General features: G+C 62.5%; 21 protein-coding genes and 2 tRNA genes. 9 read left to right on the top strand and 14 right to left on the bottom strand.

What is annotated here, in order from left to right; all coding sequences use genetic code 11:
* The 4 genes from ASD44_RS05340 to ASD44_RS05325 all read right to left on the bottom strand — a co-directional run bounded on the left by ASD44_RS05340 (position 1) and on the right by ASD44_RS05325 (position 4,992).
* Positions 1-1,233 (bottom strand): cyclopropane-fatty-acyl-phospholipid synthase family protein, encoded by a 1,233-nt coding sequence (locus ASD44_RS05340; RefSeq protein ID WP_156459783.1) that lies wholly within the window; start codon positions 1,231-1,233, stop codon positions 1-3.
* 94 nt (positions 1,234-1,327) lie between these two features.
* Positions 1,328-2,176, bottom strand: coding sequence for a DUF1365 domain-containing protein (locus tag ASD44_RS05335; RefSeq protein ID WP_056109573.1), 849 nt, complete (start codon positions 2,174-2,176; stop codon positions 1,328-1,330).
* A 15-nt stretch (positions 2,177-2,191) separates the two neighbouring features.
* Entirely contained in the window at positions 2,192-3,532 is a 1,341-nt protein-coding gene (locus tag ASD44_RS05330; RefSeq protein ID WP_056109571.1) for an FAD-dependent oxidoreductase, read from the bottom strand.
* Positions 3,533-3,543: 11 nt separating this feature from the next.
* Complete coding sequence (locus ASD44_RS05325) at positions 3,544-4,992, bottom strand: deoxyribodipyrimidine photo-lyase (protein WP_056109569.1); 1,449 nt, start codon at positions 4,990-4,992, stop codon at positions 3,544-3,546.
* A gap of 128 nt (positions 4,993-5,120) precedes the next feature.
* Between ASD44_RS05325 and ASD44_RS18855 the strand changes: the two genes are divergently transcribed.
* Both ASD44_RS18855 and ASD44_RS05320 read left to right on the top strand, forming a co-directional pair.
* Positions 5,121-5,249: a hypothetical protein gene (locus ASD44_RS18855; RefSeq protein WP_274533091.1), complete on the top strand. Its 129-nt coding sequence runs from the start codon at positions 5,121-5,123 to the stop codon at positions 5,247-5,249.
* A 144-nt stretch (positions 5,250-5,393) separates the two neighbouring features.
* Positions 5,394-5,681, top strand: coding sequence for a Dabb family protein (locus tag ASD44_RS05320; RefSeq protein WP_056109567.1), 288 nt, complete (start codon positions 5,394-5,396; stop codon positions 5,679-5,681).
* A 92-nt stretch (positions 5,682-5,773) separates the two neighbouring features.
* On the opposite strand, the gene ASD44_RS05315 is transcribed toward ASD44_RS05320, so the two are convergent.
* Positions 5,774-5,848, bottom strand: a tRNA-Asn gene (locus tag ASD44_RS05315).
* 161 nt (positions 5,849-6,009) lie between these two features.
* Between ASD44_RS05315 and ASD44_RS05310 the strand changes: the two genes are divergently transcribed.
* The 5 genes from ASD44_RS05310 (at position 6,010) to ASD44_RS05290 (ending at position 9,797) form a co-directional block, all read left to right on the top strand.
* Entirely contained in the window at positions 6,010-6,300 is a 291-nt protein-coding gene (locus ASD44_RS05310) for a PGPGW domain-containing protein (protein ID WP_244480480.1), read from the top strand.
* Between the two features lie 139 nt (positions 6,301-6,439).
* Positions 6,440-6,513, top strand: a tRNA-Cys gene (locus tag ASD44_RS05305).
* 81 nt (positions 6,514-6,594) lie between these two features.
* Entirely contained in the window at positions 6,595-7,263 is a 669-nt protein-coding gene (locus ASD44_RS05300) for a protein-L-isoaspartate O-methyltransferase (RefSeq protein ID WP_056109565.1), read from the top strand.
* 174 nt (positions 7,264-7,437) lie between these two features.
* Positions 7,438-8,826 carry a TolC family outer membrane protein gene (locus tag ASD44_RS05295; RefSeq protein WP_056109563.1) on the top strand — a complete coding sequence of 463 codons (1,389 nt, stop codon included), beginning with the start codon at positions 7,438-7,440 and terminating at the stop codon, positions 8,824-8,826.
* Between the two features lie 200 nt (positions 8,827-9,026).
* A complete protein-coding gene (locus tag ASD44_RS05290) occupies positions 9,027-9,797 on the top strand; it encodes a PopZ family protein (protein WP_244478723.1) in 771 nt (256 codons plus the stop codon).
* A gap of 93 nt (positions 9,798-9,890) precedes the next feature.
* On the opposite strand, the gene ASD44_RS05285 is transcribed toward ASD44_RS05290, so the two are convergent.
* The gene (locus ASD44_RS05285; RefSeq protein ID WP_056109559.1) at positions 9,891-10,697 is read right to left on the bottom strand and encodes a DUF72 domain-containing protein; all 807 of its coding nucleotides are present in this window, start codon (positions 10,695-10,697) and stop codon (positions 9,891-9,893) included.
* 161 nt (positions 10,698-10,858) lie between these two features.
* A complete protein-coding gene (locus tag ASD44_RS05280; protein WP_056109556.1) occupies positions 10,859-11,332 on the bottom strand; it encodes an Lrp/AsnC family transcriptional regulator in 474 nt (157 codons plus the stop codon).
* Between the two features lie 152 nt (positions 11,333-11,484).
* On the opposite strand from ASD44_RS05280, the gene ald reads away from it, so the two are divergent.
* Positions 11,485-12,603, top strand: coding sequence for an alanine dehydrogenase (gene ald / locus ASD44_RS05275; protein ID WP_056109554.1), 1,119 nt, complete (start codon positions 11,485-11,487; stop codon positions 12,601-12,603).
* A 236-nt stretch (positions 12,604-12,839) separates the two neighbouring features.
* On the opposite strand, the gene dapB is transcribed toward ald, so the two are convergent.
* From dapB to ASD44_RS05245, 6 genes are all read right to left on the bottom strand, one after another.
* Positions 12,840-13,646 carry a 4-hydroxy-tetrahydrodipicolinate reductase gene (dapB, locus tag ASD44_RS05270; RefSeq protein ID WP_056109551.1) on the bottom strand — a complete coding sequence of 269 codons (807 nt, stop codon included), beginning with the start codon at positions 13,644-13,646 and terminating at the stop codon, positions 12,840-12,842.
* A gap of 101 nt (positions 13,647-13,747) precedes the next feature.
* Positions 13,748-14,305 carry an OmpA family protein gene (locus ASD44_RS05265; protein ID WP_056109550.1) on the bottom strand — a complete coding sequence of 186 codons (558 nt, stop codon included), beginning with the start codon at positions 14,303-14,305 and terminating at the stop codon, positions 13,748-13,750.
* A gap of 98 nt (positions 14,306-14,403) precedes the next feature.
* Positions 14,404-14,973, bottom strand: a complete 570-nt coding sequence (locus ASD44_RS05260; RefSeq protein WP_056109549.1) for a GNAT family N-acetyltransferase — start codon at positions 14,971-14,973, stop codon at positions 14,404-14,406.
* Positions 14,970-15,821 (bottom strand): 3-mercaptopyruvate sulfurtransferase, encoded by an 852-nt coding sequence (gene sseA, locus ASD44_RS05255; protein WP_056109548.1) that lies wholly within the window; start codon positions 15,819-15,821, stop codon positions 14,970-14,972. The genes ASD44_RS05260 and sseA overlap by 4 nt, the downstream gene beginning before the upstream one ends.
* 36 nt (positions 15,822-15,857) lie before the next feature.
* Positions 15,858-16,601, bottom strand: coding sequence for an alanyl-tRNA editing protein (locus ASD44_RS05250; RefSeq protein WP_056109547.1), 744 nt, complete (start codon positions 16,599-16,601; stop codon positions 15,858-15,860).
* Complete coding sequence (locus ASD44_RS05245) at positions 16,598-17,635, bottom strand: cysteine synthase A (RefSeq protein ID WP_056109545.1); 1,038 nt, start codon at positions 17,633-17,635, stop codon at positions 16,598-16,600. The genes ASD44_RS05250 and ASD44_RS05245 overlap by 4 nt, the downstream gene beginning before the upstream one ends.
* Before the next feature lie 248 nt (positions 17,636-17,883).
* Here ASD44_RS05245 and ASD44_RS05240 point away from each other — a divergent pair, with 248 nt between their 5' ends.
* Positions 17,884-18,741, top strand: a complete 858-nt coding sequence (locus ASD44_RS05240; protein ID WP_056115492.1) for an SDR family NAD(P)-dependent oxidoreductase — start codon at positions 17,884-17,886, stop codon at positions 18,739-18,741.
* A gap of 78 nt (positions 18,742-18,819) precedes the next feature.
* Here the strand turns inward: ASD44_RS05240 and ASD44_RS05235 are convergent, their stop codons facing one another.
* The gene (locus ASD44_RS05235; protein ID WP_156459782.1) at positions 18,820-20,235 is read right to left on the bottom strand and encodes a DEAD/DEAH box helicase; all 1,416 of its coding nucleotides are present in this window, start codon (positions 20,233-20,235) and stop codon (positions 18,820-18,822) included.

The raw sequence follows: 20,235 nt of genomic DNA, 5'->3' as shown, positions 1-20,235 counted from the left end.
CTAAGCCTTGTAGATCACCTGCCGCACGTCGATGTAGCTGGCCCGGAAGCCGGCTTCGCAATAGTGCAAATAGAACTCCCACAGCTTCTTGAAGCGCTCGTCGAAGCCGAGCGGGGCGAGCCTTTCCCATGACGCCCAGAAGCGCTGGCGCCATTCGGCCAGCGTGCGGGCATAGTCCTGCGGAAACACCCGTTCGCGCAGATGCGCCAGGCCGTGTTCGGCCCCGAGCGACTTCAGGATGGACGGCGTCGGCAGCATCCCGCCGGGGAAGACGTAGCGCTGGATGAAATCCGGCCTTGCCCGATAGGTCTTGAACGCCGCCTCGTTGATGGTGATGATCTGGAATCCTGCGGTGCCGCCCGGTTTCAGGCAATCCTTCACCTTGCGGAAGAAGACCGGCCAGTATTTCTCACCCACGGCCTCGAACATCTCGATGGACGCGATGCGGTCGTATCGGCCGGTCTCGTCGCGGTAATCCTGCAGCTTGATCTCGACCTTGTCGGCCAGCCCTGCCTTGTGGATGCGCTCCCTGGCGAAGTCGTGCTGTTCCCGGCTGATGGTCAGCCCGGTCACATGGCAGCCCACTTCCCGCGCGGCGAATTCGGCGAAGCCGCCCCAGCCGCAGCCGATCTCGAGCACGCGGTCGTTTGCGCTGATGCCGATATCCTTGGCGAGCGCCCGGTATTTGGCCGCCTGCGCGCTTTCCAGGTCGTTCGCGCCCTTGGCGTAGAGCGCCGAGGAATAGGTCATGCTCGGGTCCAGCCATTCCCTGTAGAAGGCGTTGCCGAGGTCGTAGTGGGCGGAAATGTTACGCTTGGAACCGGTGCGCGTGTTCTCGTTCAGCCAATGGCGGATGCGCTGTACGGTGTTGATCAGCCAGCTGGCTCCGCCGGCGATGTTCTCGCCCGTCTCGGTGTTGATCACGAACAGTTCCAGGAACGAGGTCACGTCAGAACTTTCCCAGTCGCCATCCATGTAGGATTCGGCGACGCCGATCGTGCCGCCCGAAAATGCGCGGGAGGGAAGCCGCCAGTTGTTCAGCACCAGCTCCGCGTCCGGGCCCGGCCCGTTGCCGCCAAGAAGAACCCATCGGCCATCCGGCAAACGCACCTTGAGCGACCCGTGGGGCAGCCCCATCGTCGCCTTAAGCACCATGCTCGCCTTGGCCGGCAGGCCTTTGACGAATTCGGCGAAGTTCAACTCATCCAGCCTGACGGCGTGGTCGATCGCCATGCTGCCGGAATGTCCGCTCCCTTGTGTCTGAACCATTGTCGTAGCCCGCGTCTCCTGGGCAGCGGAGCGACCGCGTGCCTGCTTCCTACTGCGTTCATTCCCCAGGTTCGACCGCCGCGCCATGGTCGCGATAGCTGACCGTTTCAGGCGCCGGCGGACTCGAACGAAAACGCGCGCCCTTCAACCAGAGCTTCAGCGCTTCCCAGTGAATTCCCGCCACAATCTTCCATGTCATCAGCGGAAACTTCAAGAGGCACGCAGCAAGCCGGGCTGTGCCAAGCGGCTGTGCCTCGCCGGTGAAGGTCGCGACCAGCAGCGGCTCGCCCTTTTCGGTCTCGTTGATGCGCAGTCTCACGGCCTTTCCGGGCGGCAGGATGTGGAAATGATAGCGGGCGCCCATGTCGATGAATGGCGAAACGTGGAATATCTTTGTGCGCGTTTGCCGTACGCCGGCCGAATCGACGTCGCCGGGCTCTACGGGCGCGACATAGGTGTGCCGCTGGCCGAAAGTATTGCGCACGGCATAGATCATCGCGACCAGCGCGCCGCCTTCGCCGTAGCAGAAATACACCGAGATCGGATTGAAGGCGTAGCCAAACATGCGCGGATAGGCGAGCAGCAAGATGCGCATCGCCGGCCGCTTCAGGCCCGCTCCCGCCAGCAGCCGATCGACGAAACTGCGCAGGGTTTCGCCATCATGCTCGACATGGTCGCTTTCAAAGAACGATGTCAGCCCCGGCCGATTGACCTTGAGCAATGGAGTCATCCTCGACAGTTCCGCCAGCCGGTCTATGTCGACCAGCAGCGAAAAGACCGAGTAGACGAAGCGGTGGCCGAAGGGCTTCAGCCGCGCATGCATGACCTCGCCCGGATAGAGCACGCCGGCTGCTTCGGGCGGCGGCCCGTTCGCTTCCATCGTGGTTATGCGTTCCCTTGCGGTCATCGGTCGAAGCCTGCCCTACTCCGCCGCCAGCGCCGGCAGATCGGCACTGACTGCATGTGCGCGCCACGGCACCGTTGCGCCCAAAGCGAGGGCTGCGTTGAGCCCGGAGCGCAGACCATCCTCATGGAAGCCGTGGCCCGTCCATGCGCCGGCAAACCAGGTTCCGCGCGTGCCCTGTATATCGTCAAGTCGCGCCTGGGCCGAGATGCTGCGTGAATCGAACTGCGGATGATCAAGCGACCATTCGCCGAAGACCAGGTCTCCGCGCGGTTCGATGATCGGGTTGAGGGAGACGAAAACAGGTTTGGCCGCATCCAGCCCCTGCAGGCGGTTCATCCAGTACGTGACCGACACTTCCGGCTCCTCCTGCTCGTGCGAGGTGCGCAGGTAGTTCCAGGCGGCCCAGGCCGCGCGGCGTTTCGGCATGAGTCTCGGGTCGCGATGCAGCACGACGCGGTTCGGCCGGTAGGGGATCGCGGAGAGGATCGCCTCTTCGGCGCTCGATGCATCGCCGAGCAGCGCCAGCGCCTGATCGCTGTGACACGCGACAATCACACTGTCGTAGCGCTCGGGCGGGTTGTCCCCGGCCCAGACCGTCACGCCAAAGGCATCGCGGACAATCGTGCGAACAGGACAGGACAGCCGAAGGCGGTCGCCAAGCGGCGCCAGGAGCTTGTCGAGATAGGTCCGCGAGCCGCCCGTGACCGTGCGCCATGTCGGCCGGCGCTCATGGATGAGGCGGTGGTTGTCCAGGAAGGTGACGAAGCTCTCCGCCGGATATTCCAGCATCTGCGCCCTTGGCGTCGACCAGATCGCCGCCGCCATCGGGACCAGATAGTTGTCGCGGAACGCGGCCGAGTAGCCCTTGCGGGCGAGATAATCGCCGATCGTGGAATGGGCGAGAGAGCCGGAATCGCGGTCTGCGACGCATTCCCGGTTGAAACGCAGGATTTCGCGCAGCATCCACAGGAAGCCGGGCGAGAAGACATTCCGCTTCTGGGCGAAGATGGTGCGCAGGGTCGAACCGCACCATTCGAGCCTCCCGCCGTCAAGCGAAAGCGAAAAGCCCATGTCGCTGGCATGGCTGGCGACGCCGAGATGCGCGAACAGCGCCGTCAGGTCGCGATAGTTCAATTCGTTGTAGACGATGAAGCCGATATCGACCGGCAGGCGGACGCCGTCATAGTCGACGTCGATGGTGGCGGTATGCCCGCCCGGTCTGTCGGAAGCCTCGTACACGGTTACATCCGCGACGGGGTTCAGCGCCCAGGCCGCCGCCGCTCCCGATACTCCCGATCCGATGACAGCAATCTTCTTCCCGCCGGCAGCGCCACGGTTGATGGGCACGATGTTCATTCATTCCCCTGTCACATTGACTTGTAGGCACGGAGCGCGCGCTCGCGCGCTTCCTTGTGGTCAATGACAGGTACGGGATAATCTGAGCCGAGTTTCACGCCGGCCTGCGCCAGAATGTCTTTTGGCGCCTCCCACGGACGATGGATGTATTTTGCTGGCATTTTCTCCAGCGCCGGAATGAAGTGGCGGACGTAAGTGCCGTCCGGGTCGAACTTTTCGCCCTGCAGGATCGGGTTAAAAATACGGAAGTAGGGAGACGCGTCCGCGCCGGAACCGGCGACCCATTGCCAGTTGGCTGGATTGCTGGCGGGATCGGCATCGACCAGAGTGTCCCAGAACCATTTTTCGCCTTCGCGCCAGTCGATCAGGCAGTGCTTGATGAGGAAGGACGCGGCAATCATGCGGACGCGATTGTGCATCACGCCGGTGGTCCACAATTCGCGCATACCGGCATCGACGATGGGGTAGCCGGTCTGGCCTCGCTGCCACGCGTGCAGGTTTTTCGGATCGCCCGACCACGAGAATCCGTCAAAGGCTGAATTGAAGTTTTTGTTGCGCAGGTCGGGATTGTGAAAAAGCAGATGATAGCAGAACTCGCGCCAGCCAAGTTCCTTGCGGAACTTTTCGCGGTCATCATGTCCACCAGTCGCCTTTTTGCGCTTGAGCGCCGCCAGGATCTGGAAAGGCGTGATCTCGCCATGAGCGAGATGCGGAGACAGTCCCGACGTCACATCGGCGAACGGCCTGTCCCTGCCCTCGGCATAATCCTCAAGCTCTGTTTCGAGGAATGCATTCAGACGAGACCACGCCCCATCTTCCCCGGGATTCCAGCGTTCGCGGAAGCCGCCGGCCCAATCCGGCCTTTTCGGCAGCAGGTTCCAGTCGTCCAGTTTCTCGGATTTCGGCGTTCGGTCGCTGCAAACCAGTTTGTCCGGCGCGTCCACCGGATCACGCGGCTCCGGACCCGAGCAGAGCGCCTTCCAGAAAGGCGTGTAGACCTTGTAGAAACCGCCGGCTCCCGTTTTCAGGCGGGACGGTTCATGCAGGAGGCATCCATCAAAACTTTCGGCAGTCAGGCCGTGTTCACGCAAGCTCTTCTTCAGGCCTGCATCCGCGGCGGCGGACGGTGGATCGTAGCGGCGATTCCACAACACCGTGTCGGCGCCGGTCTCTTTGAGAAGTGATGCGACGGTCTCGTGCATAGGGCCACGGCGCAAGCAGAGACCAGATCCCAGACCGGCGAGCTTTTCTGAAAGCCTTTGCAGTGAATGATGGAGCCACCAGCGCGCCGCGCCACCCGCAGGTCGCGACCCGTCCTTTTCGTCGCGAATGAAAACCGCCGTTACCGGCTTGCCGGATTGAACCGCCGCAGCCAGGGCCCGGTTGTCCGCCACGCGCAGATCGTTTCGAAAGAGTACGAGGACCGGCTTGGATCTATCCTTGGGTTCGTCCTTTGCCATGCGGTCTCTGCTCCGTCGGCACGCATGGCAATCTTGAACGCCGCGTGCAAATCCGTCCCCGTATAACGGACGCGATCGCCTTGCGGTTGCAACTGGATGGCGGGACAGAAATGCGCTAATCAATAATCATGCGCTACGTCATAGTCATCGCCGCCATTGCCTTCTTCATCATCTGGGACGGTCTCTACAATGAGGCGCGTTATACAAACCAGGGCGTCCGGGAACTCCGGCACATCGTCCGTTATGTTACGGGCTGACGGAACAATTTCCGAATAGCTCACGATGCGCCGCGACATCGTCGCCGATTGACGCATGGGACAGGCTGACCCAGAACACGCTCTGACGTGGTGCGGAAGTCCGCGTGGACATTCAGCAGCGACCGCGCGGCCAGGGAGGCTTCAGTGATCCGTCACATCGTGTTCTTCAGCGCGCGGCGAACAGACGACCTGGAAGCGATCCGCACCGGCCTGCTGGGTCTCGCCGAAATCCCGCATTCGAGCGCTTTCGAGGTCTCGCCCAACACCAGGGTAGACCCCCTATCGGATGAAATCGACCTCGTGGTCTATGCGGAGTTCGAAAACCAGGCGGCTCTTGCCGCCTACAAGGCTCATCCGCTCTATTCTGAAATCACAGCCAAGGTCCGGCCGCTCAGGGAATTGCGATTCTCCGCCGATATCGTCTCGGGCTGACGCCTGCGAGCGGCGCAGCCACGCAGTTGAACCTGCGCGCGGAGACATTCGGGCGTGATCGCCTGTCGAAAAACCCGAAAAATCTGGATTGTTGGCTCCCCGGGCCGGATTCGAACCAGCGACCAACCGGTTAACAGCCGGTTGCTCTACCACTGAGCTACCGGGGAACAGGGCTCATATGTGAACGGCGCAGCCTATAGCAAACCCGTTTCGGCTTTGCAAAGCAGCATTTCGGATTTTTTCGATCTGTCTGGGGGCGGCTTCTGGCAAAGAGCGCGCCGTGCCATCATATAGTCGCGTCACGGAAGCATCAGGCTATCGATCGGACATGACCGCAGAAGGCGACCAAATGATCGCGCAGCACGACAGCGCCCCGCCCCCGCCCCGGAAAATCTCCGTCTTCGGGCGGCAGTTCACCATGCCGCAATCACGATGGCTGCGGATCGTCATCGGCGTCGTCCTGATCATCTTCGGATGTCTGGGCTTTCTGCCGATTCTCGGTTTCTGGATGGTTCCGCTGGGGCTTCTGGTGCTTTCCTACGAATTCGCCTCGGTCCGCCGTCTCCGCCGTCGCTCGGTCGTGTGGTGGGAACGAAGGCGGCGGCGGCGCCAGACCTGAGCACCGGCTTTGGCTCTTTTGCACGTCGCCTGAATTAAGCCGGGCCAAGTTGCGAGAAAGCAGCCTTATTGCGTCGCGCCCGCTTGACGCAAAATTTCGGGCCACCTATTGAGTTTGCCTGAAACGCCGGGAGCAATGAGGCCTCGTGGCGGAGTGGTTACGCAGAGGACTGCAAATCCTTGCACCCCGGTTCGATTCCGGGCGAGGCCTCCAATCCCGGCTCCCGCGCACCAGCGCCGGAGGGTGTTTCATCGACAATCCGGCGCGGTCTGCGCCATGAGCGGGACGCCTTACATGAACGCAGATTTTTCCGCACGCCGCGTCAAGATGGTCGACGGACAGGTCCGCACGACCGACGTTACCGACGCCGCCCTGCTGGACGCCATGCTCGAAATCCCGCGTGAGGCCTTCATCGGCTCCGCCAGTCCGGATCTTGCCTATATCGACGAGGATATCCGTGTGGCCAGCAGCGATGCCGGGCCGCGTTATCTCATGGAGCCCTCGCCGATGGCCAAGCTCATCCAGCTTGCCGAGGTAACGCCGGCGGACAAGGTTCTCGATGTCGGCTGCGGCACGGGCTATTCGACTGCCGTTCTCTCCAGAATTGCCCAGTCCGTCATCGCGCTCGAAAGCGATTCGGCCCTGGCTGAGGCTGCGGGCGCAACGCTCGCCGCGCTCGGTTGCGCCAATGCCGAAATTGTCCAGGGACCGTTGCGCGACGGCCATGCAGCGGGCGCGCCTTACAATGTCATTTTCATTGGCGGCAGCGTCGACGAAGTGCCGGAAACGTTGTGTTCCCAGCTTGCTGAAGGCGGCCGGCTGGTTGCCGTCGAGGGGCATGGCCACACCGGTGTGGCACGTCTATTTTTAAAGACTACTGGCGTCGTGACCGGACGCCGTGCATTTAATGCGGCAATAAAGCCACTACCCGGATTTGAACGTAGCCACGTTTTTGAATTCTGAGTGGTTTGGCCTTGCGGCCAGCGTATTGTCATGTTGGCTAGAGCTTTGATTATCGTTGCTGAGACGACTCGGTTTCTGTCGGGCAGGCAACAGGAAACATGGATGCGCGACCTGGGCCGCCTTCTGTAGGGGCCGGTGTTGCGCCGTTTCTGTTAAAATGATGAGGGACGTGCCGTGAAGTCCGTGAACAAGAGTCTTTTTGTCGCCTTGCTTGTTTCAGCCGCTGCGTTTTCACCTGTTTCAGCTTCAGCTGAAAGCATTCTCGGTGCTCTCTCCAAGGCCTATCAAAACAATTCCCAGTTGAATTCGGCGCGCGCCGGCGTCCGCGTCACCGACGAGACCGTTGCCATCGCCAAGTCGGGCTATCGCCCTACCATCAACGGCTCCGCCAGCATCGATTACACGAACACCTCGCGCAACAATGCCAGCACCCGTACGACGACGGGCGCTTTCGGCGTGCAGATCAACCAGAGCCTGTTCGACGGCTTCCAGACGAAGAACAATGTTGCGGCAGCCCAGGCGCGTGTTCGCGCATCGAACGAGACCCTGCGCAACACCGAGCAGAACATCCTGTTCAATGCGGCCAGCGCCTACATGGATGTCATCCGCGACCGCCAGGTTGCAGCCCTAACCGAGCAGAATCTGAAGGCGCTGAGTGAGCAGGTGCGCGCCGCCCGCTCCCGCTTCGATGTCGGTGAAGGAACCCGCACAGATGTCGCCCAGACTGAAGCGTCGCGCTCCGCGGCGGTTGCGCAGGCCAGCGCCGCCAGGGCGCAGGCGCTGTCGAGCGCGGCCGTGTACCGGCAGATCGTCGGTGACGAACCGGGCAAGCTGTCGGCGGCTTCACCGCTGGGCAAGCTCCTGCCGGGCAGCCTGGAGGCAGCGATCAGCATCGCAGCCAATGAACATCCGGCAATCCTTGCCACTGAGCATCTGGTCGATGCCGCCGGCTTTTCGGTGAAATCGGCCGAAGGCGCGCTGCTGCCGCAGGTCTCGGCCTCCGCCGGCATTTCGCGCAACTACCGTGACAGCGACGGCCTCGCCGGCGTCTCCACCGGTCAGGACGGTTATTCCACGTCCGCCAACATCGGCGCCACGCTGACCGTGCCGATCTATCAGGGCGGCCGGGCTTCGGCGCAGGTGCGGCAGTCGAAGGAATCGCTTGGGCAGGCGCGTATTGAGGTCGATGTCAGCCGCGACAACGTCCGCGCCGCCGTCACCTCCGCCTGGACCCAGTACACGGCGGCCCGCGAAAGCGTCGACGCCAACCGTTCGCTGGTTTCGGCGGCGCAGCTTGCGTTGAACGGCGTCATCGAAGAGCGCAATGTTGGCCAGCGAACCACGCTCGACGTCCTGAACGCCCAGAACGACGTCACCGACGCGCAGATCAACCTGGCGACCGCCCAGCATGACGTCGTCGTTGCAAGCTATGCGATCCTCTCGGCCATGGGCCATCTTTCGGTCGAGCGTCTCGGCCTCCAGGTGGCGAAATACCATCCGGAAGAGCACTACAACGCGGTCAAGGACAAGTGGATCGGACTGCGTACGCCCGACGGCCGTTGAGCCGCCTGCAACCTGCCCGCCTTGTAATCTGTTGAAATCCAAAGCTTCCCCAGAATGGGGATTCTCGTCAGCCGCTGCGTCGGCTACGCTGGCGGCATGATTCGTATCCGGTTCGTGCCGGAAGGAAATCTGGATTACGGTCACAAAAGGCGGCGGATGTGACGATGGCAACGGCAAGCACTGCACAACGCGAACCTTCGATGGAAGAGATACTCGCTTCCATCCGCAGGATCATCGAAGACAGCGATACGGGTCGCAAACCGCCCGAGGACAGTTCGGACCTTCGGCAGGATCTCGAGCCGTCAGCGGTCATTTCCGAAGCCGAGACCTTCCGCAGCGAATTGCGCGGTTCGGTTGACGTCAGGAAATCGGTCACGCTTGCTGACGTCCAGGCGCAGATCGCCTCCGACCCTGCGCCTGCGGCGCGTTTTGACGCGGAGCCTGTTCCCTCTTCCGAGCCGAGAGCTTTCTCCGGCGGTTTCGACCGTTTTGGACAGGACGCGCCGGTCAACTCGTCCGAAGTCGATGACGGCGAAGAGAAACCCGTGGCCGAGACAGTCGCTGAATGGCGTCGCGACCTCGTTATCGAGAAGGCGCCTTCCAGCCCTACCGAAACCCGTGGCGAGACCGACGTCTCAAACGCGGAGGCGTCGTCGGCATTCAATATTGAAGAGCGTGTCGATCCTGCGATCGAGGCACGGGCTAACCAGCCCCGGCACGTCGAGCCCGCTGCATCAGCAAGCGACGACCTTGCAAAACCGTCCCTTGTTTCCGAACAGACCAGCCGGCAGGTCGCCGCCTCCTTCGGAGAGCTTTCCGAGGCTTTCGCCAGCCGCAGCAAGAAGACTTTCGACGAGATGGCCGAAGACATGCTGCGGCCGATGCTGCAGGACTGGCTGGACAACAACCTGCCGACGCTGGTCGAGCGGCTGGTGCGCGAAGAGATCGAACGCGTGGCGCGCGGCACCTGAAGCACGTCGCGTGAGGTTCAGACCACGTGCTTCAAGTCTTGTCTTGATTCATGTCGTTGCCCAAGACCGCTGCGCGATTCTGGGCAACATGCATCAACCGGGGACGCGCTTCATCAGGGCCATGGCGCCGAAAGGCGCCCTCACCTTTCCTTCGGTGATGAAGTAGATGAACACGTCGCGCGGCCTGACCGGCGCGTCTGTCTTGTCGTCGGCGCGCGGCAGGTCGTCGGGCACCCTACCCTCGGACCACACTCTGGCGCGACCTGCCCAGGCGTCCAGGGCCTCTGGCGTGTAGCAATCGGGGTTGTCGTCCTTGCCGGTCTGCAGCCGGGCATAGATGAAATCGCCGGTGATGTCGGCGATCACCGGATAGGTCGCATGATCGGCATAGACGATCGCCACCTTGTGCTTGCGCGCAAGCGCCGGAAATTCCGGCACGACAAAGGACGGATTGCGCACCTCCACGGCATGGCGCAGCGTCACGCCATCCTGCTTCTCTGGCAAAAGCTTGAGAAAGGCTTCGAAATCGTCGGGGTCGAATTTCTTGGTCGGCGCGAATTGCCACAGGATGGGGCCGAGCTTTTCGCCCAGCGCGGCGACGCCGGATTCCAGGAAGCGCATCATCGATTCGCCTGCCTCGCCCAGCACCCTTCGGTTTGTGACGAAGCGGTTGCCTTTCAGCGAATAGACGAAGCCGTCCGGCGCTTCCTTGGCCCATTTGACGAATGTCGGCTCCTTGAAGCTCGAATAATAAGTGCCATTGACCTCGATGGTCGGCACCTGCCGCGTGGCGTAGTTGAGTTGTTTCGCCTTCGACAATTTTTCTGGATAAAAGGACGTATCCCACGGCTCGAAGGTCCAGCCGCCCATGCCGGCGCGGATTGTGCCTGCCTTGCTCATACTCGTCCTCCTATCGCCACTTGCACCGCTTCCAGCCTCGCAGGCAAAGCCTAGAAATCATGTCCGGCGCCGTCTGGCCATCCGAAAACAGCGGTTGCCGAGAAGCCTGCTGCCAAAGCTGGCAGCGTTTCCCGCCCGGATTCGACCCGAAAGGACTGGAGTTACGCCGCTTCCGGTTTCAGCCCGACCGTGGTGCGGTCAATGATTTCGCGCAGCGCAAAGGACGAGTTGATCTTGGTCACATGCGGCATGGCCGAGAGCCATTCCTTGTGGATGCGCTCGTAGTCAGCAAGGTCTCTCGCAGCGATGCGCAGGATGTAATCGTATTCGCCGGACATCAGGTGACAGGACAAAACGTTCGGGCAGCGTTTGATCGCGGCCTCGAAATCGGAAAGCGTTTTTTCGAACTGGCCCGACAGGGAAATATGCACGATCGCTGTCATCTGATGGCCCAGCGCCGCATTGGAAAGGCGCGCATGGTAGCCGCGGATGGTGCCGGACTTCTCCAGATTGTCCAACCTGCGGGAACAGGCTGATTGCGACAGACCTACCTTCTCGGCCAGGGCCGCGTTGGGAATGCGGCCGTCCTTCTGCAAAGTGTCCAGAATGGCAATATCGATCCTGTCCAGCGGCATTCTTCGTATATCCTGCGAAGTATGGGATTATTCGCGCAAGGATTATCCACGCTGCCCGGCAAGCGCAACCCCATTTCGCAAGCACATTCGGAACGTTTCGTGGTTCACTGCGTCTATAAGGAAGTGCACGCAGGCAAGGAGGATTGACTGCTATGCGCGTGGGTTGTCCCAAGGAAATCAAGAACCACGAATATCGTGTCGGTCTCACGCCCGGGTCGGTGCGCGAATATGTGGCGCATGGCCATGAGGTGCTGGTCGAGACCGGCGCCGGGGCCGGCATCGGCGCCGATGACAACGCTTACCGCGCCGCCGGCGCCGCGATCGCCCGCAATGCGGCGGAGGTTTTCGCCAGATCCGACATGGTGGTGAAGGTGAAGGAGCCGCAGCCGGACGAATGGGCGCAATTGCGCGAAGGGCAGATCCTCTACACCTATCTGCATCTGGCTCCCGATCCGGAACAGACCAAGGGACTTCTCGCATCTGGCGTCACCGCAATCGCCTATGAGACGGTGACTGACGAGCGCGGCGGGCTGCCGCTGCTCGCGCCGATGTCGGAGGTGGCCGGCCGGCTTGCCATACAGGCCGGCGCAACGGCATTGCAGAAGGCCAATGGCGGACGCGGCGTGCTGCTCGGCGGGGTGCCGGGCGTGCTACCGGGCAAGGTCGCTATTCTCGGCGGCGGCGTCGTCGGCCTGCAGGCGGCCAAGATGGCCGTCGGCCTCGGCGCTGATGTCTCTATCGTTGACCGTTCGATCCCGCGCCTGCGCCAACTGGACGACATTTTCAACGGCCGGGTCCACACCCGCTACTCGACCGTCGAAGCCGTCGAGGAAGAGTGCTTCTCTGCCGACATTATCGTCGGGGCAGTGCTGATCCCGGGCGCGGCGGCGCCGAAGCTGGTCAGCCGCGAAACGCTGTCAGGCATGAAAAAGGGCGCGGTGCTGGTCGACGTTGCCATCGACCAAGGCGGCTGCTTCGAGACCTCGCATGCGACCACCCATGCCGAACCGACATACGAGATCGACGGCGTCATTCACTACTGCGTCGCCAACATGCCGGGCGCCGTGCCGGTGACATCCACCCATGCCCTCAACAATGCGACGCTGCACTACGGCCTGCAGCTTGCCGACAAGGGCCTCAAGGCGGTGATCGACGACCGGCATCTGCGCAACGGCCTCAACATCCACAAGGGCCGAGTCACCAATGCCGCCGTCGCCGAGGCGCTGGGTTACGAAGTCATGGAACCGAAGGCCGCGCTGGCCGCGGCCTAGACTGGATCGGCACCGGACAGGCTTTGTGCCGACCTGACGCCAGACAACAAAAAAGCGGGGCAAAACCCCGCTTCCTCGTCTGTCAGGAAAACCGCCGGTTCATCCGCGGTCGGCCAACCTTTCGACACTGTCCATATAGCATCGCAGTGTTACGATGATGTGACGGCCCAGATTGACCGGCATATGGTTAAGAAATCCTTAGCATCAGCGCATTTGCCGGTCTGGTGATTTTCGAATTAGTCCATCAGCGCGTCGAGACCGCGGACCAGTCCCTTGAACTGCCCGACCCGCCGGATCGCCAGCAAGGTCCCCGCCACATAAGGCGCGGCGGACGATCCGGCGTCGTGACGGATCGTAAGCCTTTCGTCCGGCAGGCCGAACAGCGCCTCACAGGACAGAATATAGGACGGCAGGCGCAAGGCGTGCACCTGCACCCCTTCGCCCGATCCGACCGCGGCGCCCCGGGTTTCCGGGAAGCCGGAGACTTCGGATTGCGGCTTCGACGTCGCCGGCTTGCGGATTTCGGCCAGAGCCTCTGCCAGTTCGCGTGCGGTGCCGGACGGCGCGTCCGGCTTCCGGGCGCTGGCATAGTCGATGACCTCCACATCAGGCACATATTTGGCCGCCATCAGCGCGAAGCGCTTCATCAGCGTGGCGGTGATGGAGAAATTGCCGGCCGCCAGCACGCCGACACCATTGGCCTTCGCCGCCGCGTCGATTTCGGCATAGTCGGCGGCCCCGAGGCCGGACGTGCCGATGACGACATGTTTTCCTTTTTCGATGGCCAGCAGCACATGTCCTTTGACCACATGCGGCTTGGTGTAGTCGACCACCACGTCGGAAGCCGCCGCCAGCGCCTCATCGAGCGAGGCGGCAACGGTGACGCCAGCCGACGCAGCGCCGACCGCGATGCCGGCATCCTGTCCCGCCGCGCCGCGGGAAACCGCACCGGCCAAACTCAGGTCGTCCTGTGCCAGGATCGCCGGCACCAGCGCCTTGCCGACCCATCCGGTCGCCCCTGCCATCACCACCTTGATCGTCATCGCTGGCTCCTTCTCGCATTCATCCTGTCAACGGATATGGAAAGAGCCCGGCCTGTTCAAGCCGGGCTCCCCATTGTGTGTTGATCCAGACGGACGCGGTTTCAGCGAATGAAGTCGTCGAAACGCCGCAACGTCACCCGGCGGTTGCGCCAGTTCTCGTTCTGCGTCGGAACCAGCAGGAATTCCTCGCCGTAGCCGACTGTGTCGAGCGCGCGGGCCGGCACGCCGAACTGGCGCACCAGTGTGCGCTTCAGCGATGCGGCGCGATCCTCGGAAAGCGCCAGATTGGACGATGCCGAGCCGACGGCGTCCGTATGGCCCTCGATCAGGATTCGAGCGCGCGGATTGCGCCGCAGGATGCGCCGCAGACCGTCGGCGATGTTGTCGACCTTTTCATATTGCGACGGCGCGATCGCCGACGAGCCGAATGCGAAGTTGATCGACTGGATGTCAATGGAGGGCGCCCTGCGGCGAAGGTCGGGACGGCGCTTGAACTCGCGAATCGTCACCCGCTCATTGGGCCGGAGCTTCGTGCGCGGCGCGGCCTGCAACTGGCGCTCGATCTGCGCGCCAGAAGGCGTCGCGGCCTGGGCAAAGGCAAGGCTCGGCATGGCAATCGCCGTGGCGAGGGTGGCAGCGAACAAACGGCGGGTGATCATGGCTCAGTCTCCTTCAGCGCGCCGGGTGCGGCGCTTTCCGAATGCATATTTGCAAAAGGAGACTGAAGCAGAGATGAACGGCGCGTTCAGGCGGTGATTTAGCGCATGACGCTGTCGGCGCGCTCGGCAAAGGTCAGGGGTCGTATGATTTCCTTTTTCTGCGCCACCGGCACAAAGCCAAGTTTCTGGTAGAGCGGCAAGGCGGCGGGATGGTCGAGCGTGCAGGTCTGCACCGTCACGCGCTTAGGCCCGTGCGACCAGCAGGCTGAAATGGCCGACCCGAGGAACCAGCGGCCGAGCCCCTGCCCCGTGGCGTGGTCCACCAGGCCGAAATATACAAGCTCCGCCTCATCTGGCAGGTTCGGCTTGATGTCGAAGATACCGGCGGGCGCGCCGTCGAGATAGAGGATACGAATGTCGCGGTCTTCCCGATGCAGGCCGGCCGACAGTTCCTCGTCGTCCAGCCGCAACGCTTTCACCCAATGCCATTTCCGGCCGACCCGATCCATCATGTAGCGGTAGAAGTGGAGCGGGATGTCCTTCGTCCGCAACAGCGCGATCTGCCGGTTGTAGGGCGCCGGCGGGTAATGCGAGGGCGGCGCGTGCATTTCGAGGAACGTCACCGTGACGCCGATGTCATCGGCCCTGCCGTTCTGCGTCGGTGTCATTTGTCGTCCGTCGTCGCTGGCGTGTCGGCCAGGCGGCCCCATTCGGTCCACGACCCGTCGTAGAGCCGGTTTTCACTATGATCGAGGGTCTCGAGCGCCAGGTTGATGGCCGCAGCCGTGATGCCGGATCCGCAAAGCGTGACGATGGGCTGGGAAAGGTCGAGGCCGGCATCTTCCAGCAGCGCCCGCAGCCGCGGCTTGGAAAGCAGTTCGCCATTTTCGGAAAGCGCGGTGATCGGCACGCTGTGCGCGCCGGGCATGTGGCCGGAACGCACGCCTGGACGCGGTTCCGGTTCAGTGCCGTAAAAACGGCCCGAAGGCCGGGCGTCGGCGATCTGCGCCGAGCCGCTGTCGACGATCCGGCGCATCTCATCCAGCTTCACCACATGCGAAGCGTCGAAGTCGGCGTGAAAAATGCACGGCGCAACCTTGGTCGGCTCCACCGTCACCGGCCTGCCTTCGGCGATCCAGCGGTCGAGGCCGCCATCGAGGACGAAAACCTGCGAAACGCCCATTGCGCGGAACATCCACCAGGCGCGCGGCGCTGAAAAATAACCCGGCCCGTCATAGACGACGATCATGTCGTCGGCCGAAATTCCCATTGCGCCGACATATTGCGCGAAGTCCTTTGGCGCGGCGAGCATGTGTGGAAGGTCGGTGCGCTGGTCGGATATCGCATCCTGGTCGAGAAAAAGCGCGCCCGGAATATGCCCCGTCTCGTATTCGGCTCTGGGGTCGCGCTTGTGCGAAGGCAGATACCAGGAGCCGTCGACGACCGTCAGCCCTGGTTGACCGAGGCGCTGCTGAAGCCAGTCAGCATCGACGGTAAAGGCACTGTCTTCAGCCATTTATTTTGCTCCGAGGATTGAACGTCGCGCAACCGGTCAGACAGGCGGCGCCGAGCCGAAGCGTATACGAAAACGCCGGTTCTCGCGGCCTTTCTTTTCGATTTTGCCGATGTGTATCTCACCGACCTCGCCGGTACGCTTCACATGCGTCCCGCCGCACGGCTGACTGTCGATCGAAGCGTCCTCGCCGATGCATACGAGCCTGATGCGGCCGGTGCCGCTCGGCGGTCGAACGTTCTTCGATTTTATCAAGCCGGAATTGGCAGCCAGTTCCTCATCGGTGATCCAGCGTGTGAAGACCGGATGGTCGGCCCGCACCAGCTCCAGCAGTTTCGCGGTCACGTCTTCCTTCGAATAGCCGGTGTCCGGCAGGTCGAAATCGACGCGCGAATCGTCCTCCGAGACAGACGCGCCGGTGATCGGGAACGGGCAGACGACGCTGAGCAGGTGGCAGGCGGTGTGCATGCGCATCAGCCGGTGCCGCCGCTCCCAGTCGATTGCAAGCGTAAGGCTTTCGCCCATTTCGGGAAGCGGCTGGTCCGGCGCCGGAACGTGGATGATCTCATCCTTGGTCTCGCCGGTGACGGTGGCCGCGATATCGATGCGGCTGCCGTCAGCGCGCTGGAAATAGCCAGTGTCACCCGGCTGTCCACCGGAGGTCGCGTAGAAGATCGTCCGGTCGAGAACGATGCCGCCACGGTCATTGATCGCGACCACCTGCGCCGCGCCGGTCCGCAGATAGGCATCGTCGCGGAAGAGCGCTTCGGTCTTCAGGCTCATGCTTCGACCGTCTCATACGGCACGTCGATCTCAGAGCGTCGTTCCATCCATTCCGGCACCGGAAGAGACTTGCCGCGCAGGAATTCCGGATTGAACAGCTTCGACTGGTAGCGCGTGCCGTAGTCGCAAAGGATGGTGACGATGGTGTGGCCCGGTCCGAGTTCGCGCGCCAGCCGGATAGCGCCGGCAATGTTGATGCCGGTGGAGCCGCCGACGCAAAGCCCTTCTTCCTGGATCAGGTCGAAGACGATGGGCAGCGCCTCGTCGTCCGGGATCTGGTAGGAGAAATCAGGCGCAAACCCCTCGAGATTCGCCGTGATACGCCCCTGCCCGATGCCTTCCGTTATCGAGCTGCCTTCGGATTTCAGTACGCCATCCGTATAAAAACTGTAGAGCGCCGCGCCCAGCGGATCGGCGAGCGCGATCTTCACGCCCTTGCTCTTGCCACGCAGTCCCGCCGCGACGCCCGCCAGCGTGCCGCCGGAACCGACCGCCGAAACAAACCCGTCCACCTTGCCGTTGGTCTGCTTCCAGATTTCCTCGGCAGTGGTGCGGATATGGCCGTCGCGATTGGCGACATTGTCGAACTGGTTTGCCCAGATCGCGCCGTTGGCCTCGGTCGAGGCCATCTGCCGCGCCAGGCGTCCCGACAGTTTCACATAGTTGTTGGGGTTCTTGTACGGAACGGCGGGCACCTCGATCAGCTCGGCGCCGAGCAGTTTGATCGTGTCCTTCTTCTCCTGACTCTGGGTCTCCGGAATGACGATGACGGTGCGGTAGCCGAGCGCCTTTGCCACCAGCGTCAGGCCGATGCCGGTGTTGCCGGCGGTGCCTTCGACGATGACGCCGCCCGGCTTCAGCAGGCCGCGCTGTTCTGCGTCACCGATGATGAACAGGCCGGCGCGGTCCTTGACCGACTGGCCCGGATTCATGAACTCAGCCTTGCCGAGAATCTCGCAGCCTGTTTCCTCGGATGCGCGCTTCAGCCTGATGAGGGGTGTGTTGCCGATGGCGTCAATGACCGAAGCAGGCATCAAAAAATCCTTCTTTGAATAAACAGGCTGCGCACCAAACCCTAAAAACGTGGCGCGCGGCTTTCAAGACATGAAACTCCCTGGACCGGATCATTTCAGGCTCAAGGCATATCGAAATGGTAAAAAAGTCGCTGCTTCGGAAATTAAAGCGTGCCAAGCTTGATTGTGAGCAGGGGAAAAGCAGAACACCCTTTTCATTCGATTTTCCTGTGGCTACAGCAGGTATGGGCAAGACTTGGGGTTATTTGATGCCACTCTACCGCGCCATCCCGAATGACGGCGCCGCCTGGATAACCGGCGGCAGTTCTGGATTTGGCCGCGCTATAGCGAAGGAGCTTGCAGCCGCAGGTTTCACCGTCGCCGTCACCGCGCGGGATGAAGACCCGATCGATACGCTGATCGCGGAAACGGAAGCGCTGCCGGGCCGCATCCTCGCCTATCCCTGCGACGTGACCGACGAGAAGCGCATGGCCGCCACGGTGGCCGCGATCGAGAAGGACGTCGGGCCGGTCGCGCTCGCCATCTTCAACGCTGGCAGCTATGTGCCCGTAGCGGGCGAGAACCTTTCCGTGCGCAAGTTCCGCAACGCTTACGAGGTCAACCTGCTGGGTGTCCTCAACGGGCTGGTGCCAGCGGTCCGCTGCATGAAAATGCGTGGCCGCGGACAGATCGTGCTTGTCGGCTCGGTCAGCGCCTATTTCGGCTGGCCGACGACCGCGGCCTATGGCGCGACGAAAGCCGGGCTCAACAACATGGCCGAATCGCTGAAATTCGATCTCGACAAGATCAATGTCCGTATCCAGATCGTAAATCCCGGTTTTATCGACACGCCGCTGGTGCAAAAGAGCGGCCTTCGTCTGCCTGCGACGCTGTCGCCGGAAGCGGCGGCGCGGCGCATGGTCCGGGTCATAGACCGCGGCGGGTTCGAAACCAGCTTTCCGCGCCGGCTGACATGGTGCCTGAAATTTCTCAGCATCCTGCCGCGTGCCCTCACCCTGCGTTTCGTCAAGATCCTGACGGGGTGGGAGAAGCGTCCGCTCAGCTTCGGAGCCCGGGTAAGCAGGCCGGACGCCGACATCAGCGAGAGCATGCCGAACCCGAACTGACCGAAGACGTAAGAACATCCACAAAAAAGGGCGAGACCGAAGTCTCGCCCTTTTTTCATCGGCCTGTGCGGCTTGTCGTCAGGCCGCGCGCGCCGGCTTGCTGCGTCCGCCGAAGCGCCGCTTGTTGCCACCGAACGGCTTGCCGCCGCCGGGTTTGCGCTCGCCTTCCGGCCTGCCGGCCGCATGACGCTCGCCTTGCGGCTTGCCGCCAAAGCGATTCTTGCCAAAACCGTTCCTGTTCGGCTTGTCGCCGTTGCGCTGGCGGTCGCCGCGGTCGTTGGCCGGTTCATGGTTCCGTTCACCGGGCTGCCGCGGCTCGCGCTGCGGGTCAGGCGAGCCGAGATGATCGGCGATCACATTCAGCTTCATGCGGACGATGCGTTCGACCTGGCGCAGCTTGCCGTTCTCGGAGGGATCGACCAGCGTGATGGCTGTGCCGTCGCGCCCATTGCGGCCGGTGCGGCCGATGCGGTGGACGTAGCTTTCCGCCTCGTCCGGCAGGTCGAAATTGACCACGTGGCTGATGCCGGGCACGTCGATGCCGCGCGCGGCGATGTCGGTCGCCACGAGGATGCGGACCGAGCCGGCGCGGAAATCATTCAGCGCCTTCTGGCGGGCATTCTGGCTCTTGTTGCCATGGATCACGGCAGCCTTGAAGCCGTCGCGCTCCAGATCCTTGGTGACGCGGTCGGCGCCATGCTTGGTCCGCGAGAACACGATGACCGACTTCATCGCCTCGTCCGCCAGCATGTTCGACAGCACCTGCCGCTTCTGCTTGGTGCGGGCGAGCACGATGGACTGGGTGATCTCGGCCGCCGCGGTGCTGTGCGGCGAAACCTCGATACGCACCGGGTTCTTCAGCAGCCCCTTGGCCAGTTCGGCGATTTCGTCCGGCATGGTGGCGGAAAACAGCGCCGTCTGGCGGTCCGGCGCCGTCGCCTTGGCGATACGGCGGACATCGTTGATGAAGCCCATGTCGAGCATACGGTCGCCCTCGTCGAGCACCAGCCATTTGGTGTCCGAGAGGATGAGCTCATGTTCACGAACCAGGTCGGTCAGCCGGCCTGGCGTGGCAATCAACACGTCGACGCCCGGGGCGACCTTCTTGACCTGGCTGTAGCGCGAGACGCCGCCCAGCACGAGCGCCGTCGAGACATGCGCGCCCTTGGCGAGCACCTTGATGGTTTCCTCGATCTGCACGGCGAGTTCACGCGTCGGTGCAAGGATGAGGGCGCGCGCCGTCTTTGGGCGGCGCTTGGTGCCGAGCGCGATGATCTTGGTCAGAATCGGCAGTGCAAACGCCGCCGTTTTGCCTGAGCCGGTCTGGGCGATACCGAAAATATCGCGGCCTTCGAGCTGGGCGGGGATAGCCTGCTCCTGGATCGGCTTTGGTTCGGTGAAGCCGGCGGCATGGGTAGCCTTGAGGAGCTGGCCGGTAATTCCGAGTTTGGCGAAGCCGGAAAGCTCCGCATTGTTCTGTGTTGCAGAATTCAA

The organism is Mesorhizobium sp. Root554, from assembly GCF_001427025.1.
Taxonomy (GTDB): Bacteria; Pseudomonadota; Alphaproteobacteria; order Rhizobiales; family Rhizobiaceae; genus Mesorhizobium.
The sequence above is the reverse complement of the archived record's forward strand: the minus strand, read 5'-3'. Positions and strand labels throughout refer to the sequence as shown.

What these genes read in the sequence shown, in the direction of transcription:
- ald (WP_056109554.1), top strand. Translation starts at nt 11,485, where the DNA reads ATGCGCGTGGGTTGTCCCAAGGAAATCAAGAACCACGAATATCGTGTC.
- ASD44_RS05245 (WP_056109545.1), bottom strand. Translation starts at nt 17,635, where the DNA reads ATGCCTGCTTCGGTCATTGACGCCATCGGCAACACACCCCTCATCAGG.
- ASD44_RS05280 (WP_056109556.1), bottom strand. Translation starts at nt 11,332, where the DNA reads ATGCCGCTGGACAGGATCGATATTGCCATTCTGGACACTTTGCAGAAG.
- ASD44_RS05325 (WP_056109569.1), bottom strand. Translation starts at nt 4,992, where the DNA reads ATGGCAAAGGACGAACCCAAGGATAGATCCAAGCCGGTCCTCGTACTC.
- ASD44_RS05330 (WP_056109571.1), bottom strand. Translation starts at nt 3,532, where the DNA reads ATGAACATCGTGCCCATCAACCGTGGCGCTGCCGGCGGGAAGAAGATT.
- ASD44_RS05310 (WP_244480480.1), top strand. Translation starts at nt 6,010, where the DNA reads ATGACCGCAGAAGGCGACCAAATGATCGCGCAGCACGACAGCGCCCCG.
- ASD44_RS05290 (WP_244478723.1), top strand. Translation starts at nt 9,027, where the DNA reads ATGGAAGAGATACTCGCTTCCATCCGCAGGATCATCGAAGACAGCGAT.
- ASD44_RS05300 (WP_056109565.1), top strand. Translation starts at nt 6,595, where the DNA reads ATGAACGCAGATTTTTCCGCACGCCGCGTCAAGATGGTCGACGGACAG.
- ASD44_RS05260 (WP_056109549.1), bottom strand. Translation starts at nt 14,973, where the DNA reads ATGACACCGACGCAGAACGGCAGGGCCGATGACATCGGCGTCACGGTG.
- ASD44_RS05340 (WP_156459783.1), bottom strand. Translation starts at nt 1,233, where the DNA reads ATGGCGATCGACCACGCCGTCAGGCTGGATGAGTTGAACTTCGCCGAA.
- ASD44_RS18855 (WP_274533091.1), top strand. Translation starts at nt 5,121, where the DNA reads ATGCGCTACGTCATAGTCATCGCCGCCATTGCCTTCTTCATCATCTGG.
- ASD44_RS05265 (WP_056109550.1), bottom strand. Translation starts at nt 14,305, where the DNA reads ATGATCACCCGCCGTTTGTTCGCTGCCACCCTCGCCACGGCGATTGCC.
- ASD44_RS05285 (WP_056109559.1), bottom strand. Translation starts at nt 10,697, where the DNA reads ATGAGCAAGGCAGGCACAATCCGCGCCGGCATGGGCGGCTGGACCTTC.
- ASD44_RS05335 (WP_056109573.1), bottom strand. Translation starts at nt 2,176, where the DNA reads ATGACCGCAAGGGAACGCATAACCACGATGGAAGCGAACGGGCCGCCG.
- dapB (WP_056109551.1), bottom strand. Translation starts at nt 13,646, where the DNA reads ATGACGATCAAGGTGGTGATGGCAGGGGCGACCGGATGGGTCGGCAAG.
- sseA (WP_056109548.1), bottom strand. Translation starts at nt 15,821, where the DNA reads ATGGCTGAAGACAGTGCCTTTACCGTCGATGCTGACTGGCTTCAGCAG.
- ASD44_RS05240 (WP_056115492.1), top strand. Translation starts at nt 17,884, where the DNA reads ATGCCACTCTACCGCGCCATCCCGAATGACGGCGCCGCCTGGATAACC.
- ASD44_RS05250 (WP_056109547.1), bottom strand. Translation starts at nt 16,601, where the DNA reads ATGAGCCTGAAGACCGAAGCGCTCTTCCGCGACGATGCCTATCTGCGG.